Consider the following 18,283-nt stretch of genomic DNA (forward strand, 5'->3'; position numbering starts at 1 on the left):
CGAACTCGTGACCAGCAGCGTGCTGTCGGTGTCGGCCAGGGACACCGGATGCCTCACCGACATCTCCCGGGCACTGGAGTCGGCGGCGCCCGGCGACACCGTCGCGGTACGCCCCGGCGTGTACCGCGAGGCGCCGCTGTTCCGTCGGAACGTCGTCCTGGTCGCCGAGGACGGACCGGGCACCGTCACCATCGAGGTGCCCACGGGCGGGGCCATCCTGGCCGCCGGGGGCGAGATCCTGATCCAGGACATCGCCATCCGGGGCGGCGACGAGCGGATGCCGCTGCTCCAGGTGGCGGCCGGCCGGGTCCGCCTGGAGGCGTGCACCGTCGACGCCACGGGGGCCGCCGCGATCCACGTGCGCGGGGGCACCGTGGAGATGCGTGGCGGCGCGATCGGCAACTCCGGCGGGGCGGGTGTCGTCCACGAGGCCGGCGCGGGCGAGTACACCCGCGTGCGCGTACGCGGCATCGCCAAGTGCGCGATCATGACGGCCGGGTCGAGCGCCCCGGTGTTCCGGGACTGCACGTTCACCGGGATCGCGGAGGCGGCGCTCCTGGCCGTGGGCGCCAGCGCCCCACGCCTGGAGGACTGCCGCATCGACGAGGTCGGCCAGTACGCCGTCGTCGCGCAGCAGGCCGCCCGTCCGTACCTGGTCGGGACCACGGTGTCCGGTGGCGAGGTCGGGCTGCTCGCCAGCGACCGGGCGACCCCGGTGCTGGAGCGCTGCGAGATCCTGGACGCCCGGGTGCACGCCGTGGTGACCATGGGGCAGGCGGCGCCCGCGCTCTCCGACACGCGCGTCACCCGGGCCCGGGGCCACGGCCTCGACTGCCGGGACACCTCCGCGCCGACGCTGACCAACTGCGAGGTGCGCGACTGCGGCGCGGCCGGGGTGGTGGTCAACGGCACGGCGACGCCGCACCTCACCGGGGGCGCCGTGGCGGACTGCGCGGACGCGGGTGTGTTCCTGACCGGCCGGTCGAGGGCGCGGCTGGACGGGGTCGGAGTCCGCGACGTTCCCATCGGCGTGGCGATCGAGCAGGACGCCGACCCGCAACTGCACAACCTGACCATCGAGGGCGTCCGGTACGGCCTGCATGCGACCGGCGGAGCCGGCCGCTTCTCCAACGGCCAGGTCACCGGGGCGCGGACCGCCGGGGCGAAGCTCGCCGACAGCGCGACCACCGTGCTGTCCAACTCTCGGATCACCGGCTGCCGGGTCGGCGTGGAGGTGGCCGGAAACGCCCGGCCCACACTGTCCTCGATGGCCGTCGAGGAGTCGGGCGGGGCGGGCGTGCTGACCGGTGGCCCCAGCGCGGCCACTCTGTCCCGCAGCCGGATCAGCGGCAGTCGCGGCCCGGGGATCCGGGCCGGCGCCGGCAGCAGCGTCACCGCGACGGACTGCGAGATCGTGGGCAACCAGGGCCCGGGTGTCGTGGTGGAGACCGACGCGCCGGTGCGGCTCCACGGCGGGGTGGTGCGCGGCAACGGGGGTGTCGCCGTGGACGCGCCGAGCCCGACCGCCGCCGTCGAGCTGTCCGGAGTGGACACCGGCCACAACGGACGCCCGATCTCCCTCCCGCCGCCCGGGGCCGGGCGACCGACCCCACCGACCGTCGACGACGCCCCGACGTCCGCTCCCGACCCGACCGGGGGCGCCGGGTCGGGCGGCGCGCCGCCCGGGAAACCGTCCGGCGCCCGCCCGCCGGGCCCCACGCCGTCCGACGCCGGGTCACCCGCTCCGGCGGTACCCGCCGGCGGCGGCCCCGGTGCCGGCACGCCGGGCAGCGCGCCGGGCGGCGGCGGGGAACCGGACGGTCCGGTGGCCGCGCTGCTGCGGGAACTGGACGGGCTGGTCGGCCTGGCCGGCGTCAAGCACGAGGTGGCCACCCTGGTCGGGCTCAACCAGATCGCCAAGCGTCGCCGGGAGGCCGGGCTGCACGTACCGCCCATGTCCCGGCACCTGGTCTTCGCCGGGCCGCCCGGCACCGGCAAGACCACCGTGGCCCGCATCTTCGCCCGGATCCTGGCCACCCTCGGGGTGCTCGCCAGCGGGCAGCTGGTCGAGGTGTCCCGCAGCGACCTGGTCGCCGAGCACGTCGGCGGCACCGCGGTGAAGACCACGGCCCGGTTCGAGGAGGCCCTGGGCGGGGTGCTGTTCATCGACGAGGCGTACACGCTCTCGACCGGCGGGGGCGGCGGCCACGACTTCGGCCGGGAGGCCATCGACACCCTGGTCAAGCTGATGGAGGACCACCGCGACGAGGTGGTCGTGGTGGTCGCCGGCTACACCCCGAACATGCGGACCTTCCTGGCCGCCAACCCGGGCCTGGAGTCCCGCTTCGCCCGCACCATCCAGTTCGACAGCTACTCCGACGACGAACTGGCCGAGATCGTCGAGCGGCTCTGCCGCGCCCACCACTACGCGCTGGAGTACGAGACCCGGCAGGCCCTGGTGCGCCACTTCAGCGACATGCCCCGCAACGAGACCTTCGGCAACGCCCGGGTGGCGCGGCAGGTCTTCGAGGACATGCTGGGGCGGCAGGCGTACCGGCTGTCGAACAACCCGCAGGCCCCGGACCTCGAACTGGCCCGGCTGCTGCCGGAGGACCTGGGTGAACAGGCGGCCGCGCCGTCGGCGGCGGCCGGCGTGGCGCAGGTCGTCCAGGACCTGCTCGGCAAGCTGAACGCGATGGTCGGCCTGGACGCGGTCAAGCGTGAGGTGACCGACGTCATCGACCTGATCGCCTCCACCGAGGCCCGGACCCGGGCCGGCCTGCCCGCCCCGACGATCTCCCGGCACCTGGTCTTCGCCGGGGCGCCCGGCACCGGCAAGACCAGCGTGGCCCGACTGTACGGACAGCTGCTCGCCGCGATGGGCGTGCTGCGCACCGGGCAGCTCGTCGAGGTCTCCCGGGCCGACCTGGTCGGCGAGTACGTCGGGCACACCGCCGTCAAGACCACCGACGTGTTCAACCGGGCGCGCGGCGGGGTGCTCTTCATCGACGAGGCGTACGCGCTGGCCGGCCAGGGCAACGACTTCGGCCGGGAGGCCATCGACACGCTGGTGAAGCTGATGGAGGACCACCGGGACGACATCGTGGTGATCGCCGCCGGATACACCGGGGACATGCGCCGGTTCCTGGCCAACAACGTGGGCCTGGCCTCCCGGTTCAGCCGGCAGGTCCCGTTCGAGTCGTACACCGCCTCGGAACTGGTGTCCATCGTGCAGACGCTGGCCCGCGACAGCGGCTTCGACTTCAGCAACGACTGCCTCCCGGTGCTGTCGGAGCACTTCGACAGCCTGACCCGGGACGAGAGCTTCGGCAACGGCCGGTACGCCCGGCAGCTGCTCGAACGCACCATCACCAAGCAGGCCAACCGGTTGCGCGGCACCGCCGCGCCGACCGTCGACGACATGCGCCAGTTGTTCGCCGCCGACGTGCGGGCCGCCGTGGCGGCCTGACCCGCCGCCGTAGTCACGAGAGAAGGAGCCCGGAAGATGCCGGCAGTGAGTATGAACGGTACGTGGCAGATCACGGTGGTGGGCAAGGAGTCCGCCTTCGCGCAGCGGCTGGTGTTCTCCGGTGACGTCCAGAAGATGCTCGAACTGCAGGTCGGGACGTCGGCGTCCGCGAGTGGGCGGCGCTGGAGGCTGCGGTTCGAACACAACCGTGGGGACGGTGTCTGGCGGCCGAACGTCTCGGTGGAGGCGGGTGCCATCGTCCGGTGCGGCAACCAGTTCCAGCGGTTGATCGCGACCAAGGACGTGTACTGGACCGGTGACCGTGGACACGACGACCTGAAGCTGCTGCTCACCCGGCCGGCGTCGGCGGGTGACCCGGAGGAGCAAGCGGCCGGGGTGCCCTTCGCCGTCGACGTCAACCTGCACGGGCTGCCGGACATGCCGGTGCTCCCGGCGATGGACGGCGCGGATGCGGCGCCGGAGCGGCTGCGGTCGTACGGTCGGCCGGGGCCGGCGGGAACTCCCCTGCGGAGACGGTCCTTCTGATCGCCTGCGGGCCCCGGCCCGCCCCGCCCGGCCGACGGCGTCTCCGCAATCTCGCGGTGCGGACAGTATCGATCCCGGTCCCGGTCAACCCTTTCCGGCCCGCAGCCGTGTAACGGATGTGAGCACCAGACCTTTCCGGCGGCCGGCCCGCCGCAACGGACCCGAGCTGCCGCACGGCGAGATCACCCTGCAGGAGCCCCCGGTCGTCCCGGAGGTCCAGCCCGCCGGGTTCCGCTCGCTCGGGATGATCCTGCCGAGCCTGCTGATGACCGGCGGGTTCATGTTCATGATGATGAGCAACTCGCTCAGGGGCCCGATGGGCATGGTCATGCTGGTCATGATGGGCGGCGGCATGCTGGCCATGGCCGTGTTCCAGATGACGATGACCGGCGGCAACCGCAAGCAGCAGATCAACGGCGACCGGCGCGACTACTTCCGCTACCTGTCCCAGACCCGGGCGCAGGTCCGGCAGTACGCGGCGGAACAGCGGGACGCGCTGGCCTGGCGGCACCCCGACCCGGAGTCGCTGTGGTCGCTGGCGATGACCAGTCGGCTGTGGGAGCGCCGGCCGACGCATCCGGACTTCGGCGAGATCCGGGTCGGCACCGGCGCCCAGCGGCTCGCGGTGCGGATGACCCCGCTGGACACCAAGCCGGTGGAGGACCTGGAACCGGTGTGCGCCAAGGCGTTGCGCCGGTTCATCAAGGCCTACACGACCGTGCCCGACCAGCCCGTCGCGCTGTGCCTGCCCGGCTTCGCGCACGTGCGGATCAGTGGCGACCGGGACGTGGCGCGGGGCATGGTGCGCGCCATGCTCGCCCAGTTGGCCACCTTCCACGCCCCGGACGAGCTGCGGCTGGCCCTCTGCGTCGGCGCGGAGGAGGCCGGGCAGTGGGAGTGGGCCAAGTGGCTGCCGCACGCCAAGCACGCCACCGACGTCGACGTGGCCGGGCCGGTACGCCTCTTCGGCACCACGCTGGAAGAGGTGGAGCGGCTGCTGGGCGGGGAGTTCGCGGGCCGCTCCCGGTTCGACGACGACGCCCAGCCCTCCCGCGAGGAACCGTTCGTCGTGGTGGTCTGCGACGGCGGCGTCATCCCGCCGGGTGCCCGGCTGACCGTCGCCGGGTACCGCAACGCCGTCCTCGTCGACTTCGACGGCCGTGGCCTCGCCGACGGGGACAACGTGCTCAACCTGGAGGTGTCCGCCACCGACGTGGAAATGATCGAGAAGGATCACGTGGGCCGGGAGGTGCGCACCCGGCTCGCCGCACCCGACCACCTGGACCTGCCCCGGCTGCGGACGCTGGCCCGGATCATGGCCCGGCACGCCACCAAGGTCACCGGCGAGCAGCCGGCCAGCGGGCTCAGCGCCGTCCTCGACCTGCCGGACCTGCTGGACATCCCCGACCTGGACACCTTCGACCCGCGCGCCCGGTGGGAGTCCCGCTCGCCCGCCGACCGGCTGCGGGTGCCCATCGGGGTGGCCGCCGACGGCTCCCCCATCGAGCTGGACATCAAGGAGTCCGCTGAGGGCGGGATGGGGCCGCACGGCATGCTCATCGGCGCCACCGGGTCGGGCAAGAGCGAGCTGCTGCGCACCCTGGTCCTGGCCCTGGCGGCCACGCACTCCTCGGAGACCCTCAACTTCGTCCTGGTGGACTTCAAGGGCGGCGCCACCTTCGTCGGGCTGGACCGGCTGCCGCACGTCTCCGCGCTCATCACCAACCTGGCCGACGAGGCCGCGCTGGTCGACCGGATGCAGACCACTCTCCAGGGCGAACTGGTACGCCGGCAGGAACTGCTGCGCAGCGCCGGCAACTTCACCTCGGCGCGTGACTACGAGAAGGCCCGCGCCCAGGGTGCCGAACTCGACCCGCTGCCCACCCTCTTCGTGGTGGTGGACGAGTTCAGCGAGCTGATCGCGGCCAACCCCGAGTTCATCCAGCTCTTCGTGATGATCGGTCGGCTCGGCCGCTCGCTCGCGGTGCACCTGCTGCTGGCCTCGCAGCGCCTGGAGGACGGGCGCATCCACCAGTTGGAGGGCCACCTGTCGTACCGGATCGGGCTGCGGACCTTCTCGGCGATGGAGTCGCGGGCCGTCATCGGCGTACCCGACGCGTACGAGCTGCCGGGCGATCCGGGCAACGGATACCTGCGTTCCAGCGTCACCAGCATCACCCGGTTCCGGGCCGCGTACGTGTCCGGCCCGCACCGGGTGCGCAGCACCGGGCTGCACCGCGAGGTGATCGCCAGCCAGGTGGTCGCGTTCACCGCCGGGGCCGCCGCGCCCGCCGTCCCGGCGCCGCGCCCGCCCTCGGACCCGGCGCCGGAGGAGTCGACCGACACCGGCACCACCGTGCTGCACGCGTTGGTGGAACGGCTGGTCGACCAGGGGCCGCCGGCGCACCAGGTGTGGATGTCGCCGCTGGAGGACGCGCCGACCCTGGACGACGTGCTGCCGCCGCTGCTGCCCGACCCCGAGCACGGGCTGCGTCCGATCGACGCCGGCCGGCAGGGGTACCTGCGGGTGCCGGTCGGTCTCATCGACAAGCCGTTCGAGCAGGTGCGCGACCTGCTCGTGGTGGACCTGGCCGGGGTCGGCGGGCACGTGGGCGTGGCCGGCGGGCCGCAGAGCGGCAAGAGCACGCTGCTGCGGTCACTGGTGTGCGGGCTGGCCCTGACCCACTCGCCGCGACAGGTGCAGTTCTACTGCCTCGACTTCGGCGGCGGTTCGCTGGCCGGGCTGACCGGCCTGCCGCACATCGGCGGGGTCGCCGGCCGGCACGAACCGGAGCGGGTGGGCCGCACGGTGGCCGAGGTCCGCTCGATCCTCATCGAGCGGGAACGGCGCTGCGCGGATCTGGGCATCCACGGCCGGGACGCCTACCGGCAGGCGCAGGCCGACGGGCGCATCCCCGAGGACCGGTTCGGCGACGTGTTCCTGGTCGTGGACGGGTGGTTCGTGCTGCGCCAGGAGTTCGAGCCGGCCGAGGAGATGGCCCGGGACATCGCGGCCCGTGGCCTGAACTACGGGGTCCACGTGATGATCACCATGGGCCGCTGGTCGGAGCTGCACATGTCGATGCGTGACAAGATCGGGACCCGCCTCGAACTGCGCCTGGGTGACCCGGTGGAGTCCGGGATCGACCTGCGCGCGGCGGCCCAGGTGCCCCGCCGCCCGGGGCACGGGCTGACGGACGCGAAGCTGCACTTCCTCGGCGCGCTGCCGCGCATCGACGGCGTCCAGTCGGCCGACGGGCTCGTCGCGGCCACCGAGCACCTGGTGTCCGCGGTGGCGGACAACTGGGCCGGGGAACGTGCCCCCGCGGTACGCACCCTGCCGGCCTCGCTGCCGATGGCCGAGCTGCCGGCACCGCAGGACACCCGCATCGCGCTCGGCGTGGACGAGGACCAGCTCGCGCCGGTGTGGCACGACTTCCGGGCGATGCCGCACCTGACCGTGCTGGGGGACACCGAGAGCGGCAAGACGAACCTGCTGCGTCTCATCGCCCACGCGATCGTCGCCAGCCACACCCCGGCCCAGGCGCGCATCATGGCCGTCGACTACCGGCGGCAACTCTTCGACGACGTACCGGCCGCGTACCGGCTCGGCTACTCGGTTTCGCCGGACAGCACCCGGGACACCGCCGCCGAGGCGCTGGCCGGTCTCCGGCCGAGGGTTCCCGGCCCCGACATCACGCCGGAGCAGCTACGCGCCCGCGACTGGTGGTCCGGCCCCGCGCTCTACGTCCTGGTCGACGACTACGAACTGCTCGCCGGGCCGGACAACCCGTTGGCCCACCTGATCCCGTTGCTGCCCCAGGGCGGCGACATCGGCCTGCACGTGGTCGTCGCGCGGGCCGCGGCCGGGGCGATGCGGCTGTCGATGGACCCGCTGCTGCGGCGCATCCAGGAACTGAACACTCCGGACGTGGCGCTGTCCTGCCCGCCGACGGAAGGCCCGCTGCTGGGTAACACCAGGCCGCGTCCGCTGCCCCCGGGCCGGGCGCTGCTGTGCACCCGGCGCGGCAGCCGGCTGATCCAGACGGCACTGGTACCCGAGCCCGTGCCAACCGGGGCCGGCCGATGACCCGCACCGCTACCCGCCCGCGCCGTACGCCCACCCCGCCGGCCCGTACCGCCGAGCCGGTGGGGTCGTCCCGCGCCGCAGGCACCGCCGAGTCCACTGCGCCAGCCGGGCCAACTGCACCAGCCGAGTCCACTGCGCCAGCCGAGTCCGCTTCGGCGTATGCGGCGGCCGAGGAACTGGCCCGGCGGCTGCGGGCCCTGGCCTGCCTGCCCGGACCGTCCGCCGCGCCGACCGCCTGGCCCTGCGACACGGGGCTGCTGGACTGGCTTCGCCGGATGACCTACCCCGCCCTGTACACCTGGGCGGCCGAGGAGAACCTGGCGCGCCGCTGGATCGGCGGCGACATCTTCGGCTCCCGCCGGTTGTCGCGGGCACCGGAGTTCCTCGCCGGCACCGACGTACGCCGTCTCGCCCCGCACCTGGTCGCGCCGCTGTTGCGGCGGGTGACCATGACGCGTCCGGCCCCCAGCGCCGCCGACCTGGAGCCGGCGGCCCTCGCCGCCGACGCCGGCCGGGTCAGCACGTTCCGGCGGGACGGGGCCGCCCGGCTCTGGGGCCAGCCGGAGCACACGCCACCGCTTCCCGACACCACCGCCATCCCGCACGTCGTGCACGGCATCTGGCTCGGCCGGCCGCTGCCCGAGTCGAACGGCTTCTGGGCCAACTACGGCGCGGCGGCCGACAGCTACGCCGGCCAGGTCGACTTCGTGCTGTGGACGGACATCCCACGGGCCCGCTTCGACGCGGCCCGCGCCGCTCCGCCCGCCCCGGCCGGCCGACCTGATCCGCTGGCCCCGGTACGTGCCCTGCTGACCTGGGCCGACACCCACGGCATCCACCTGGTGAGCGTGGCCGAACTGTTCCACGCGAACGCGCCGATGACCCTGCACAGCCCGTACGCCCTGGAGCTGGGCCGGGGGCTGCCGCAGGGCTTCGCGGCGGCCAGCGACCACCTCCGGGTCGAGGTGGTGCACCGGTTCGGCGGCCTGTACGCCGACGGTGACCTGCACTTCCTCCCGGACGTCGCGCTCCCGCCGGACGAGCGGGCCGACAGCCCGGCGGGTCCGGGTGCCGAGGGCCCGCCGGGCGGTGGCTACCGGCTGTTCCGTGGCCGGTGGCACGGGCCGCCGGAGGCCGACGGACCGGCCCGGTTGCCGGAGCTGTTCGACCGGGTCGCCGCGTCGACGCACGGGTTCACGCTGCACGCGCTCACCGACGAGATCGTCCTCAACGACGTCATCCTGGCCCCGGCGGGGCATCCCGCGCTGGCGTTGTGGCTGGAGGGCGCGCGGTACAACTACCTGCGCGACCCGCGCGACCTGTACGCCGCCGACACCCCCCAACCGGCCGGGTCGGACCCGCCGACCGGTTCGGAACCGCCGCCCCCGTCGGACCCGGAGGCCGGGTCCGAGCCGCCGGTCGCGGGGGCGTCCGGGTGGCGGGGGGAGCCGGCCTCCTGGACCTGGGCGGTCACCGCCATGCGTACCGGGCGGGTGCATCACTGGCTGCTGGCCCGGCTGGGCATCGGCGCGGCCGATCTGGTCAAGCCGGCGCCGGCGGTACGCGGGCACAGCGAGCTGAGCTGGCTGCCGCCGGTCGACGGCCAGCCGCCGGTCGTCTGCCCCGACCCGGACCCGCTGCCGACCCTGGTCGCCTGCGTGGACCTGCTGCGCTGGCACCACCTGTCGCGCTCCGGGGACCTGTGCCTCACTGCGGTCGCCCCGTTGGTACGCGGGCTGCCCGAGCCGGACACCGCGTGGACCGCGTTGCTGCTCGCGTTCGGGCACCTCTCCACCGACCTCGGCCCGGTCACGTCGGTCACCGACCGGCGACGCAACCAGGACCAGACCCTCGACGTGGTGGTGCTGCCGCCCGAGGCGGAGGCGCTGCTGGACCGTGCCGCGACACCGGCCACCTGGTTCGGTTCCGGTGCCCACTCCGGCGACGCTGAGGGAGCCGGACCGCAGGCCGCCGGCCGGGAGTACTGGTTCCTCGGCGAGCGCACGGTCCCGGCCCGGCTGCTGCCCGCCGGGCCGGGACTGGTCCGGCCGGAAGGACGGTGAGGCCGCCGGGTGCCCAACCGATCCGCCGCCGTGGCCCGACCCACCAGGCGGACGCGGCACACGCGGCCACGTCACCCACCTTCCGCCGGCAGCGCGCCGGATGACGAACAGGGAGAGCCATGGCAGAGAAACAGTACGGGTACGTCACGCAAGGCATCACACTCCCGATCGTCGCCGACGAGGCGACGATCACCGGCATGGTCAAGGCGTTTGCTCAGGCCCAGACCGAGGCCAGGAACAGCCACTCGAACGTCGTGGCCGCGAACCAGGCGCTGGCCGGATCGTGGGCGAGCGACGCGGCCGCGCCGAAGTTCCAGCAGGCCGTCAACAACTGGCTAACCGGTTTCCAGAAGGTCCAGCAGGGCCTGAACATGCTCAACCTGAACATGCAGCAGTACGCGCGACTGACTACCACGACCGAAGACGACAGCGCCATGCAGGCCGGCAGTTGGGCCACGCCGGCCAGCGGCGAACAGCCTCTTCCCGGCCAGCTCAGGAGCGGCATGGTTGTCCAGAAGCCGTTCGCCCCACTCGGACGGGTCGAAGGTGAGTGACCGTCAATCGCCGCAACTGGGCGCTGCCGGGCTGTTGCAGGGTCCCGGTCCGGGTGCTGCCCGCCGCCCGCAGGTAGCACCCGGGGCGGAAAGAAAACTCTGTGAACTCCGGTGACCGTGCACACGTGTTCGGGATATGAGCGCCGAGCGCGGGGAACTCTGCCGACTGCTGGTCGTCGGACCGACCAGCCAGGTCGATGTGAGTCTGCCCACCCACATCCCGTTGGCCGACATGATGCCGGCCCTGTTGAGCGCGCTGGGACCGGACCTCGCCGATCGTGGGCTGGAGCACAGCGGCTGGATCGTGCAGCGGCTGGGTGGACCGGCCTTCGACGAGTCGCGCACCGTCGGCGATCTCGACCTGCTCGACGGCGAGGTCGTGCACGTACGCCCGCGTACCGACCAGATCCCGCCGCTGGCCTACGACGACCTGGTCGACGGCGTCTCGGCCGGCATCCGCAAGCGGTCCGGGCTGTGGCGTCCGCAGACCACGCGGGTCACCGCCCTGCTGCTGTTGGCCGCCTGGCTGGCCGCCTGGCTGGCCGCCGCGCGGATCTGGCCGGCCGAGTCCCGGAACCCGGCGCTGCTCGCCGCGATGGCGGGGATGTGCTTCGTCGCGGGCTTCGCGGTGGTACGCAAGCTGGCCGACCGGGCCACGGCCGGAGTCCTGGGGGCCGCCTGTGTGGTCGGTACGGTGGTCGCCGCGCTGGACGCGGTCGCCGGCGCTGCCGTACCCCGGCTGGTCCTCGTGGGTGTCACCGTCGGCACCGTCGCCGCGTTGCTGGTGGCCGCGTTCGTCTTCCCGCGCACCGGCTGGCGGCAGGTGACCGTCGGCCTGCTGGCGGCCTGGCTGATGGTCGTCGCCGCGCTCGCACTGCACACCAGGGCCACGCTGGACTGGACCACGATCGCCGCGATCACGGTCGTCGTCACCACGGCGCTGCGCCCGGCGGTACCGTCGGCCGCCTTCAAGCTCGCCGGGTTCGCCCTGCCGGAGATGCCCGTCGAACCGGCGGACCTGCAGAAGGACATCGACCCGGAACCGGCCGCCGGGGTGCTCACCCGGGCCGCCGCCGCCGACCAGTTCATGACCGCCCTGTACGCGGCGCTCGGACTGGTCGCCGGAGCCGCGATGGTGTGGCTGGCGACGGCGCCCGGCTGGGCCGCACCGCTGGCCGCCTGGCTGGCCGCCGTCGCCCAGATCCTGGTCACCCGCCCGATGACGAGCATCTGGCACCGGGTGGCGCTGGCTGGTCCGGCGTTGGTCGCCATCGCGGCCTGGTGCCTGACCGCGCCCACGGACCGGAGTCCGCTCGCCGCCCAACTGGCCATCGGCTGCTGCCTGCTCCTGGCGGTGGCGTGCGGGGTGGCCGCGCGAATTCCGGTCGGCCGGCGGTTCAACCCGATCTGGGGCCGGATGGGCGACCTGGCCCACACCGCGATGGTGGCCGCCCTCGGGCCGACCGTCGTGGTCATCACCGGCCTGATCGACGTGGTCCGGGCGCGGGTGGGTTGACATGTCGTCGCGTCGTGACCAGGTGGACGCCCAGCGGTACATGATGACCCGGGTGACCGGTGCGCTGGTGCGGGCCGAGCCGGAGACCGCCGAGTCACCGACCCGCCGGGACCGCACCGGCACGATCGCCGGTCTCGTGCTCGGGATCCTGGTGCTGGCCGGGGTCGCGATCTGGGCGCTGATGCCGGGATCGGGCTCGACCAGTTGGCAGCAGCCGCGGATGCTGGTGGTGGACGCCTCGACCGGCGCGCGGTACGTGCTGGTCGACGGCCAACTGCGCCTGGTCAACGATGTGGCGACGGCCACCCTGCTGGCCGGCGGTCGACTCACCCCGGTCACCGTCTCCTCGTCCAAACTCGCCAAGGTGCCGCAGGGCCCGCCGGTGGGTACCCCGACCGGGCCGCAGGTGCTGCCGGCGGCCAACCGGGTCAACCAGGGCGTGTGGCGGGCCTGTAGCCGGGACACCGGCCGGATCGTGCTGGACGTCGACGTGCCGGCGGCCCCCGGCCCGCTCGGTGACGGGCAGGCGCTGCCGGTCACCGCGGGCGGCAAGACCTACCTGCTGTGGGGCGGGCGACGACTGCTCCTTCCCCAGCCGTGGATGGCCGACGTGCTGGGGCTGGGGCTGCTCGCTCCGGTACCGGTGGCGACCGCCTGGCTGGAGTCGATCCCGCTGGGCGGCACGGTCGGCCCGCCGAAGGTGGCCCGGGCCGGCGGCTCCGGGCCGAGGGTGGCCGGCCGGCCGACGTCGATCGGCCAGATGTTCGCCGTGGACCTGGGCAACGGCACGGTCAACCACTACCTGATGACCGCCGACGGGCTGGCCCCGCTGACCGAGACCGAGTACCGGTTGCAGCGGGCCACGCCGGTCGGGGCCAGGGAGACCGCCATCACCGCGGCCGATCTGGTCGCCGCCGGTCAGCGCAGCCCGGTGCGCCCGCTGACCACGCTGCCGGCCACCCCACCAGTGCCACCGTCCATGCCCGAGGACGCCGTGGTCTGCGTGGAGTACGCGGGCCAGGCCGACGAGAAACCCACGGTCGTCCTGACCAGCGGAACCGGCATGCCGACCGGCGGCAGCGGCGGGAAGACCGCCGTGACGGTGCGGGTGCCGTCGGGCGGGGGAGCGCTGCTGATGCCCCCGGCCACCGCCGACACCGACCGGTGGCGGCAGCAGGGCCTGCTGGTCAACGAGCGGGGGATCGCCTACCCGATCCTGGGCGGCGACGTCACCACCCTGGGCTACTCCCTCAACCAGGCGGTGGTCATGCCCACCGCGCTGGTCGCCATGCTGCCCCCCGGGCCGGCGCTGGTCCGGCCGGAAGGGAGGTGAGGCCGCGGGGTACCCGAACGTCCCGCCGCCGTGGCCCGCCCCTCCGGACGGACCTGCGGCAGGCGCGAGCACATTTCCCACCCATTCACCAGCATCACGTTCCGATAGAAGACAAGGAGAGTCATGCCAGTCAACCAGCAGGGGATCGTCGCTGATGAGGCGACCATCAAGGGCATGGTCATGGCGTTCGGCCAGGCGCAGGCCGAGGCCAAGAACAGCCAGGCCAACGTCACGGCCGCCAGCAGCAATCTGTCCGCCCAGTGGCAGAGCGACTCGGCTGCGCCGCGGTTCCTCCAGGCCGTCCAGCAGTGGCTGAACGGCTTCCAGAAGGTCCAGGCGGGCCTGGACATGCTCAACCAGAACATGCAGCAGTACGCGCAGTTGACGACCACGACCGAAGACGACAGCGCGATGCGGGCCGGCGGCTGGGCCGCCGGCTGACCGCCGAACCCTCACCTGTGAAACCCGGGCCGACGAAACCCGGACCGACGAACGACAAGGAGGCCGAGAATGGCCAACTACAGCATTAATCCCGCTGCGGTTCAGGCCGTCGCCGAGGAGATGGCCAGGGAGACCCGCGAGCTCGACCAGTCGCTGGCGAACCTCCAGACCTCGGTGGCGAGGTTCACCGCGGCCAACAACGGTCAGGCGCCGGAGGCCTACAAGGCCGCCCAGGCGCTGTGGAACCAGGGCCAGCAGGAGATGCGGGCGGCCCTGGCCCTGGGGCAGCAGCGCCTTCAGGAAATCAACGTCAACTACCAGCACGGCGACAACCGGGGCGCGGCCATCTTCAGCTAGTACCCCGCCGAACCTGACCTCGCACGAGGTCGGGACGGCAGTTCCGCCGAGCCGATACCGGGTCAGGCGCGCTGGTCCGCCGCACCGCCGGGTGGACCAGCGCGTCTGACCCACCGCTGTCCACGGACTCGTCCGGACCTCGACCCCGGCCGGGTACGGACAGCCGAGTCCCGCTGGCCCGTCTCCATCCGAGAGGAACACACGATGAAGAACATCGTCATCAACGAGAGCTACCTGCGGAAGCTGCACGGCACCTACACCAAGCAGGTCGACGAGATCGATCTGATGTACGGCAAGGTCTACCCGTACGGCTCCCTGCCGGATTCCACCGTCGACATCACCAAGCAGTTCAAGCTGCGCCTCGGCGGGAAGGGCTTCACCGAGGCGGAGGACCTGACGGGGGCGATCGACGTCGTCCGGGCCGGCCTGGCCAACCGGCTCAAGGGCGCGCGAACCGAGCTCAACAACCTGGAGCACGGCATCAAGTTCCTGCTGGCCGACTCCGACGCCGTCGAGCAGACGAGCACGCTGAGCGCCGAGCAGTTCGAGTACTTCATGCCCAAAGCCGGGGGTTAGTCATGGCGAACACCGCGACGTTCGAGGATGCCCTGGCGAGCATTCTGGGGCTGGTGCTCGGCGGTGGAGAGGGCGGGGAAAAGGCTTCCATCAACGACAACTTCCGACCGCGGAGCATCAAGGGGCCCGGTTACTGGCTGATCACCCAGACGAGCACGCTCAAGAACTCCGAACCCGGCGGGTGGATGCCGGAGTACAACAAGGACGCGGTCACCTTCTACCGGTGGAAGCAGAGCGGGGTTACCAAGCACATCACCCGGGTGACGGTGTGGGTGGGCGTGACCAGCCGGGACGACACCCAGGGACAGAAGGGCAACTCCACCGACCCGGGGAACTCGACCAACGCCGACGGCAACCCGGTCGTCTCACTCGGCAACGCGTGGGAGCGGATGATCGCCGACCTGCCCAAGGTGGCCGGGCCGAACAAGGCGTTCGACCCGGACTCGATCGGGTCGGTCCGCGAGATCCTGGCCAACCTGGCCACCCATGCGCTGGGGATCTCGAGCGAGCTGACCGATCAGGTCAAGTCGGTGAACGCCAAGAGCCCCGACTTCAAGGGCTCCGCCGAATCGGCCTGGCGGCACCGGGTGCAGGAGGCGAACAAGTACCTCGCCGACATCATGCCCCAGGCCAAGCAGTGGGACACCACGCTGTCCCAGGTCGAGCAGGCCATGAGGGACTTCATCACGGCGGTGGCCGACACCTTCGAGAAGTGGTCCTCGATCCACCCGGCCGGCACCTGGCAGCACCCGTACCGGGTCATCGCCCAGATGTTCAACGAGAGCACGCTCCAGTACGGCGACCTGCACGACGGCCAGTCGAACGCCTGGGACCTGGGTCAGCAGTACGCCGACACCGGGGACAAAGAAGGAACGGAATACCGTGGCACCAAATTCGGTGGATCGGACGCGGGCACCGTCATGTGGACGCCGCCCGCGTGGGTGAAGTACCACTCGTTCGACGCCTTCAGCATCCCCGAGTGGAACAAGCTGGACCAGCATCTGCGCCAGATGTGGGCCGACAACGCCCTCAAGACCTTCGAGCCGGCGATACTCGCGGCGAAGAATCTGGTCTCGGCGTTCGCCGAGGCGCGCAACCCGATGAGCATCACCGACCCGAAGCCGGTGCCGCCCAATCCGATGCCCAACGACGTGGGGATGCCCAACGGCGGCTTCCCCAACAACCCGTTCGGTAACATGGGTAACCCCTTCGCCAACTGGGGCAACCCGTTCGCGAACATGGGCAACCCCTTCGCCAATGTGGGTAACCCCTTCGCGAACATGGGCAACCCGTTCGCGAACGTGGGCAATCCCTTCGCCAACGTGGGTAACCCGTTCGCGAACGTGGGAGCCAACTTCGGCAACCCGTTCCCCAACGGCGGCGGCCTGGGTAACCCGTTCGCCAACGGTACCGGTGGCGGTGCTTTCTTCCCCACCAGCCTGATGCCCAACTCGGGCGCCGGTGGTGGTGCGGGCAATCCGTTCGCCAATGGCTTGGGTGGTTCCTTTGCTGCCGGTGGCGTGGGGGATCCGTTCGGTGGTGGTGCCGGCGGCGGCCTTCCCACCAGCCTGATGCCCAATGCGGGTGCCGGTGGTGGTGCGGGCAACCCGTTCGCCAATGGCTTGGGTGGTTCCTTTGGTGGTGGCGCGGAGAATCCGTTCGGTGGTGGTGCCAGCGGCGGCCTTCCCGACGACCTGAAGGTCAAGTCGGGCATGCCGTCCGAGGGTGGTGGCGCGGGTAATCCGTTCGCCAATGGCTTGGGTGGTTCCTTTGGTGGTGGCGCGGAGAATCCGTTCGGTGGTGGTGCCGGCGGCGGCCTTCCCGACGACCTGAAGGTCAAGTCGGGCATGCCGTCCGAGGGTGGTGGCGCGGGTAATCCGTTCGCCAATGGCGGCTTGGATGCTGTGGTTGGCGGCGGTGGCGCGGGCGATCCGTTTGGCGGCGGTGGCGCGAACGGTCTTCCTCCCGTTCCGACCCCCAAACCGGTCGTACCGTCTGCCGGCGGTGGCCTGGAGAATCCGTTCACCGGCGGTGGTGGGGGCAGTTCCCTGCCGACCAACAACTTCGGGATCTCCCGCAAGCCGTCCGGGCCGCAGTCGTTGGGTGACCTGACGCCGTCCCAGTTGGAGCAGTTGGACAAGGCCGGGCTGCTGGACGATGTGCCGCTGACGGCTGAGCAGGCTGACTACCTGCGGAAGAACGGTCTGTCGCCGGGAGGTGCGACGAACCTCGGTCAGCTCAGTCCGGATCAGCTCGACGCGTTGGAGCGCGGCGGGCTGCTGGACGAGACCCCCCTCACCAACGACCAGCGGGCAAAGCTCGGCCTGAACGGGCCGCAGTCGTTGGGTGACCTGACGCCGTCCCAGTTGCGGCAACTGGACGGGGCGGGGCTGCTGGACGATGTGCCGCTGACGGCTGAGCAGGCTGACTACCTGCGGAAGAACGGTCTGTCGCCGGGGGGTGCGACGAACCTCGGTCAGCTCAGTCCGGATCAGCTCGACGCGCTGCAACGCGGCGGACTGCTCGACGAAACCCCACTTTCGCCGGAAGAGCGGGCGAAACTCGGGCTGCCGCCCAACCCGTCGGGGAGTTCTGGCGGTGCCGGATCGGTGCCGGGCCTGAATACGGGCAGGTTGCCGTGGCCCGACACCGGCGGGGGTGGATCCGTGCCGGGCCTGAACACGGGCAGGTTGCCGTGGCCCGACGCCGGGCCGACGGCGCCGGTGGACCGGAATCCGTTCCCGACCACGGTCGACGGCAAGGACGTGTCGCCGAAGCCGGGTATGACCGGAGGCATCACCGCTCCTCCGGTACTCGGCGACGTCACGAGACCCGGTTCGGCCAGCATCCCGCAGGTTCCCGGGGTGCAGGTCGGCACCGGGGGCCTGTCGGCGGTGCCGGGTGTATCCGGCTCGCCCGGAGCGCTGACCCCGGACAAGCTGGGAGTGCCCGTCGGAGGCCCGGTCGGGGCCAACCTGACCCCAGGGCCGGGTGCCGGCCCTGGTCTCCCGCAGCCCGGCGCGGGCGGTATGCCGGGCGGTGGGATGCCGTTCATGCCCCCGATGATGCCGGGCATGGGTGGCGCACCCCAGCAAGGACAGGACCGTGATCGCCAGCGCAGCACCTGGCTGAAGGAGGACGAAAAGGTCTGGGGCACCGACCCCGACTGCGCGCCCGCGGTGATCGGCCGGCGCGGTCGTGATACCCGGGTCGAGGAAGACGAGTTCGGCATGCCGGTCGACGAGCGCCCCGGCAGCCAGGACGAACGTCGCCGGTACCGGGGCCGTTGAACACTGTTGCGCCGACGTGAACCCGGTGCCGCAGATCAGCCGTGGGAT

11 protein-coding genes are annotated in these 18,283 nt (G+C 72.2%); all 11 read left to right on the plus strand.

Annotated features, from left to right (window positions below):
• Positions 1-7 precede the first annotated feature (7 nt).
• The 11 genes from ACIBJE_RS14250 to ACIBJE_RS14300 all read left to right on the plus strand — a co-directional run bounded on the left by ACIBJE_RS14250 (position 8) and on the right by ACIBJE_RS14300 (position 18,235).
• On the plus strand, positions 8-3,469 hold the full coding sequence (locus tag ACIBJE_RS14250; protein WP_396748080.1) for a right-handed parallel beta-helix repeat-containing protein: 3,462 nt from the start codon (positions 8-10) through the stop codon (positions 3,467-3,469).
• Positions 3,470-3,505: 36 nt separating this feature from the next.
• Positions 3,506-4,015, plus strand: a complete 510-nt coding sequence (locus tag ACIBJE_RS14255; protein WP_396748082.1) for a hypothetical protein — start codon at positions 3,506-3,508, stop codon at positions 4,013-4,015.
• Positions 4,016-4,133: 118 nt separating this feature from the next.
• Positions 4,134-8,105 carry a type VII secretion protein EccCa gene (eccCa, locus tag ACIBJE_RS14260; protein ID WP_396748084.1) on the plus strand — a complete coding sequence of 1,324 codons (3,972 nt, stop codon included), beginning with the start codon at positions 4,134-4,136 and terminating at the stop codon, positions 8,103-8,105.
• Positions 8,102-10,168, plus strand: coding sequence for a hypothetical protein (locus ACIBJE_RS14265; RefSeq protein WP_396748086.1), 2,067 nt, complete (start codon positions 8,102-8,104; stop codon positions 10,166-10,168). Before eccCa ends, ACIBJE_RS14265 begins: the two co-directional genes overlap by 4 nt.
• Positions 10,169-10,287: 119 nt before the next feature.
• Positions 10,288-10,722, plus strand: a complete 435-nt coding sequence (locus tag ACIBJE_RS14270) for a WXG100 family type VII secretion target (protein ID WP_396748088.1) — start codon at positions 10,288-10,290, stop codon at positions 10,720-10,722.
• Positions 10,723-10,858: 136 nt separating this feature from the next.
• Complete coding sequence (eccD, locus tag ACIBJE_RS14275; RefSeq protein WP_396748090.1) at positions 10,859-12,238, plus strand: type VII secretion integral membrane protein EccD; 1,380 nt, start codon at positions 10,859-10,861, stop codon at positions 12,236-12,238.
• 1 nt (position 12,239) lies between these two features.
• Complete coding sequence (gene eccB, locus ACIBJE_RS14280) at positions 12,240-13,571, plus strand: type VII secretion protein EccB (RefSeq protein WP_396748092.1); 1,332 nt, start codon at positions 12,240-12,242, stop codon at positions 13,569-13,571.
• 123 nt (positions 13,572-13,694) lie between these two features.
• Complete coding sequence (locus ACIBJE_RS14285) at positions 13,695-14,012, plus strand: hypothetical protein (protein ID WP_094977945.1); 318 nt, start codon at positions 13,695-13,697, stop codon at positions 14,010-14,012.
• A 69-nt stretch (positions 14,013-14,081) separates the two neighbouring features.
• The gene (locus tag ACIBJE_RS14290; RefSeq protein WP_088982335.1) at positions 14,082-14,369 is read left to right on the plus strand and encodes a WXG100 family type VII secretion target; all 288 of its coding nucleotides are present in this window, start codon (positions 14,082-14,084) and stop codon (positions 14,367-14,369) included.
• A 204-nt stretch (positions 14,370-14,573) separates the two neighbouring features.
• Positions 14,574-14,945: a hypothetical protein gene (locus tag ACIBJE_RS14295; RefSeq protein ID WP_358048190.1), complete on the plus strand. Its 372-nt coding sequence runs from the start codon at positions 14,574-14,576 to the stop codon at positions 14,943-14,945.
• A gap of 2 nt (positions 14,946-14,947) precedes the next feature.
• Positions 14,948-18,235: a hypothetical protein gene (locus tag ACIBJE_RS14300; protein WP_396748095.1), complete on the plus strand. Its 3,288-nt coding sequence runs from the start codon at positions 14,948-14,950 to the stop codon at positions 18,233-18,235.
• Positions 18,236-18,283 lie beyond the last annotated feature (48 nt).

Origin of the sequence: Micromonospora sp. NPDC050187 (assembly GCF_044459745.1) — a bacterium.
Taxonomy (GTDB): domain Bacteria; phylum Actinomycetota; class Actinomycetes; order Mycobacteriales; family Micromonosporaceae; genus Micromonospora.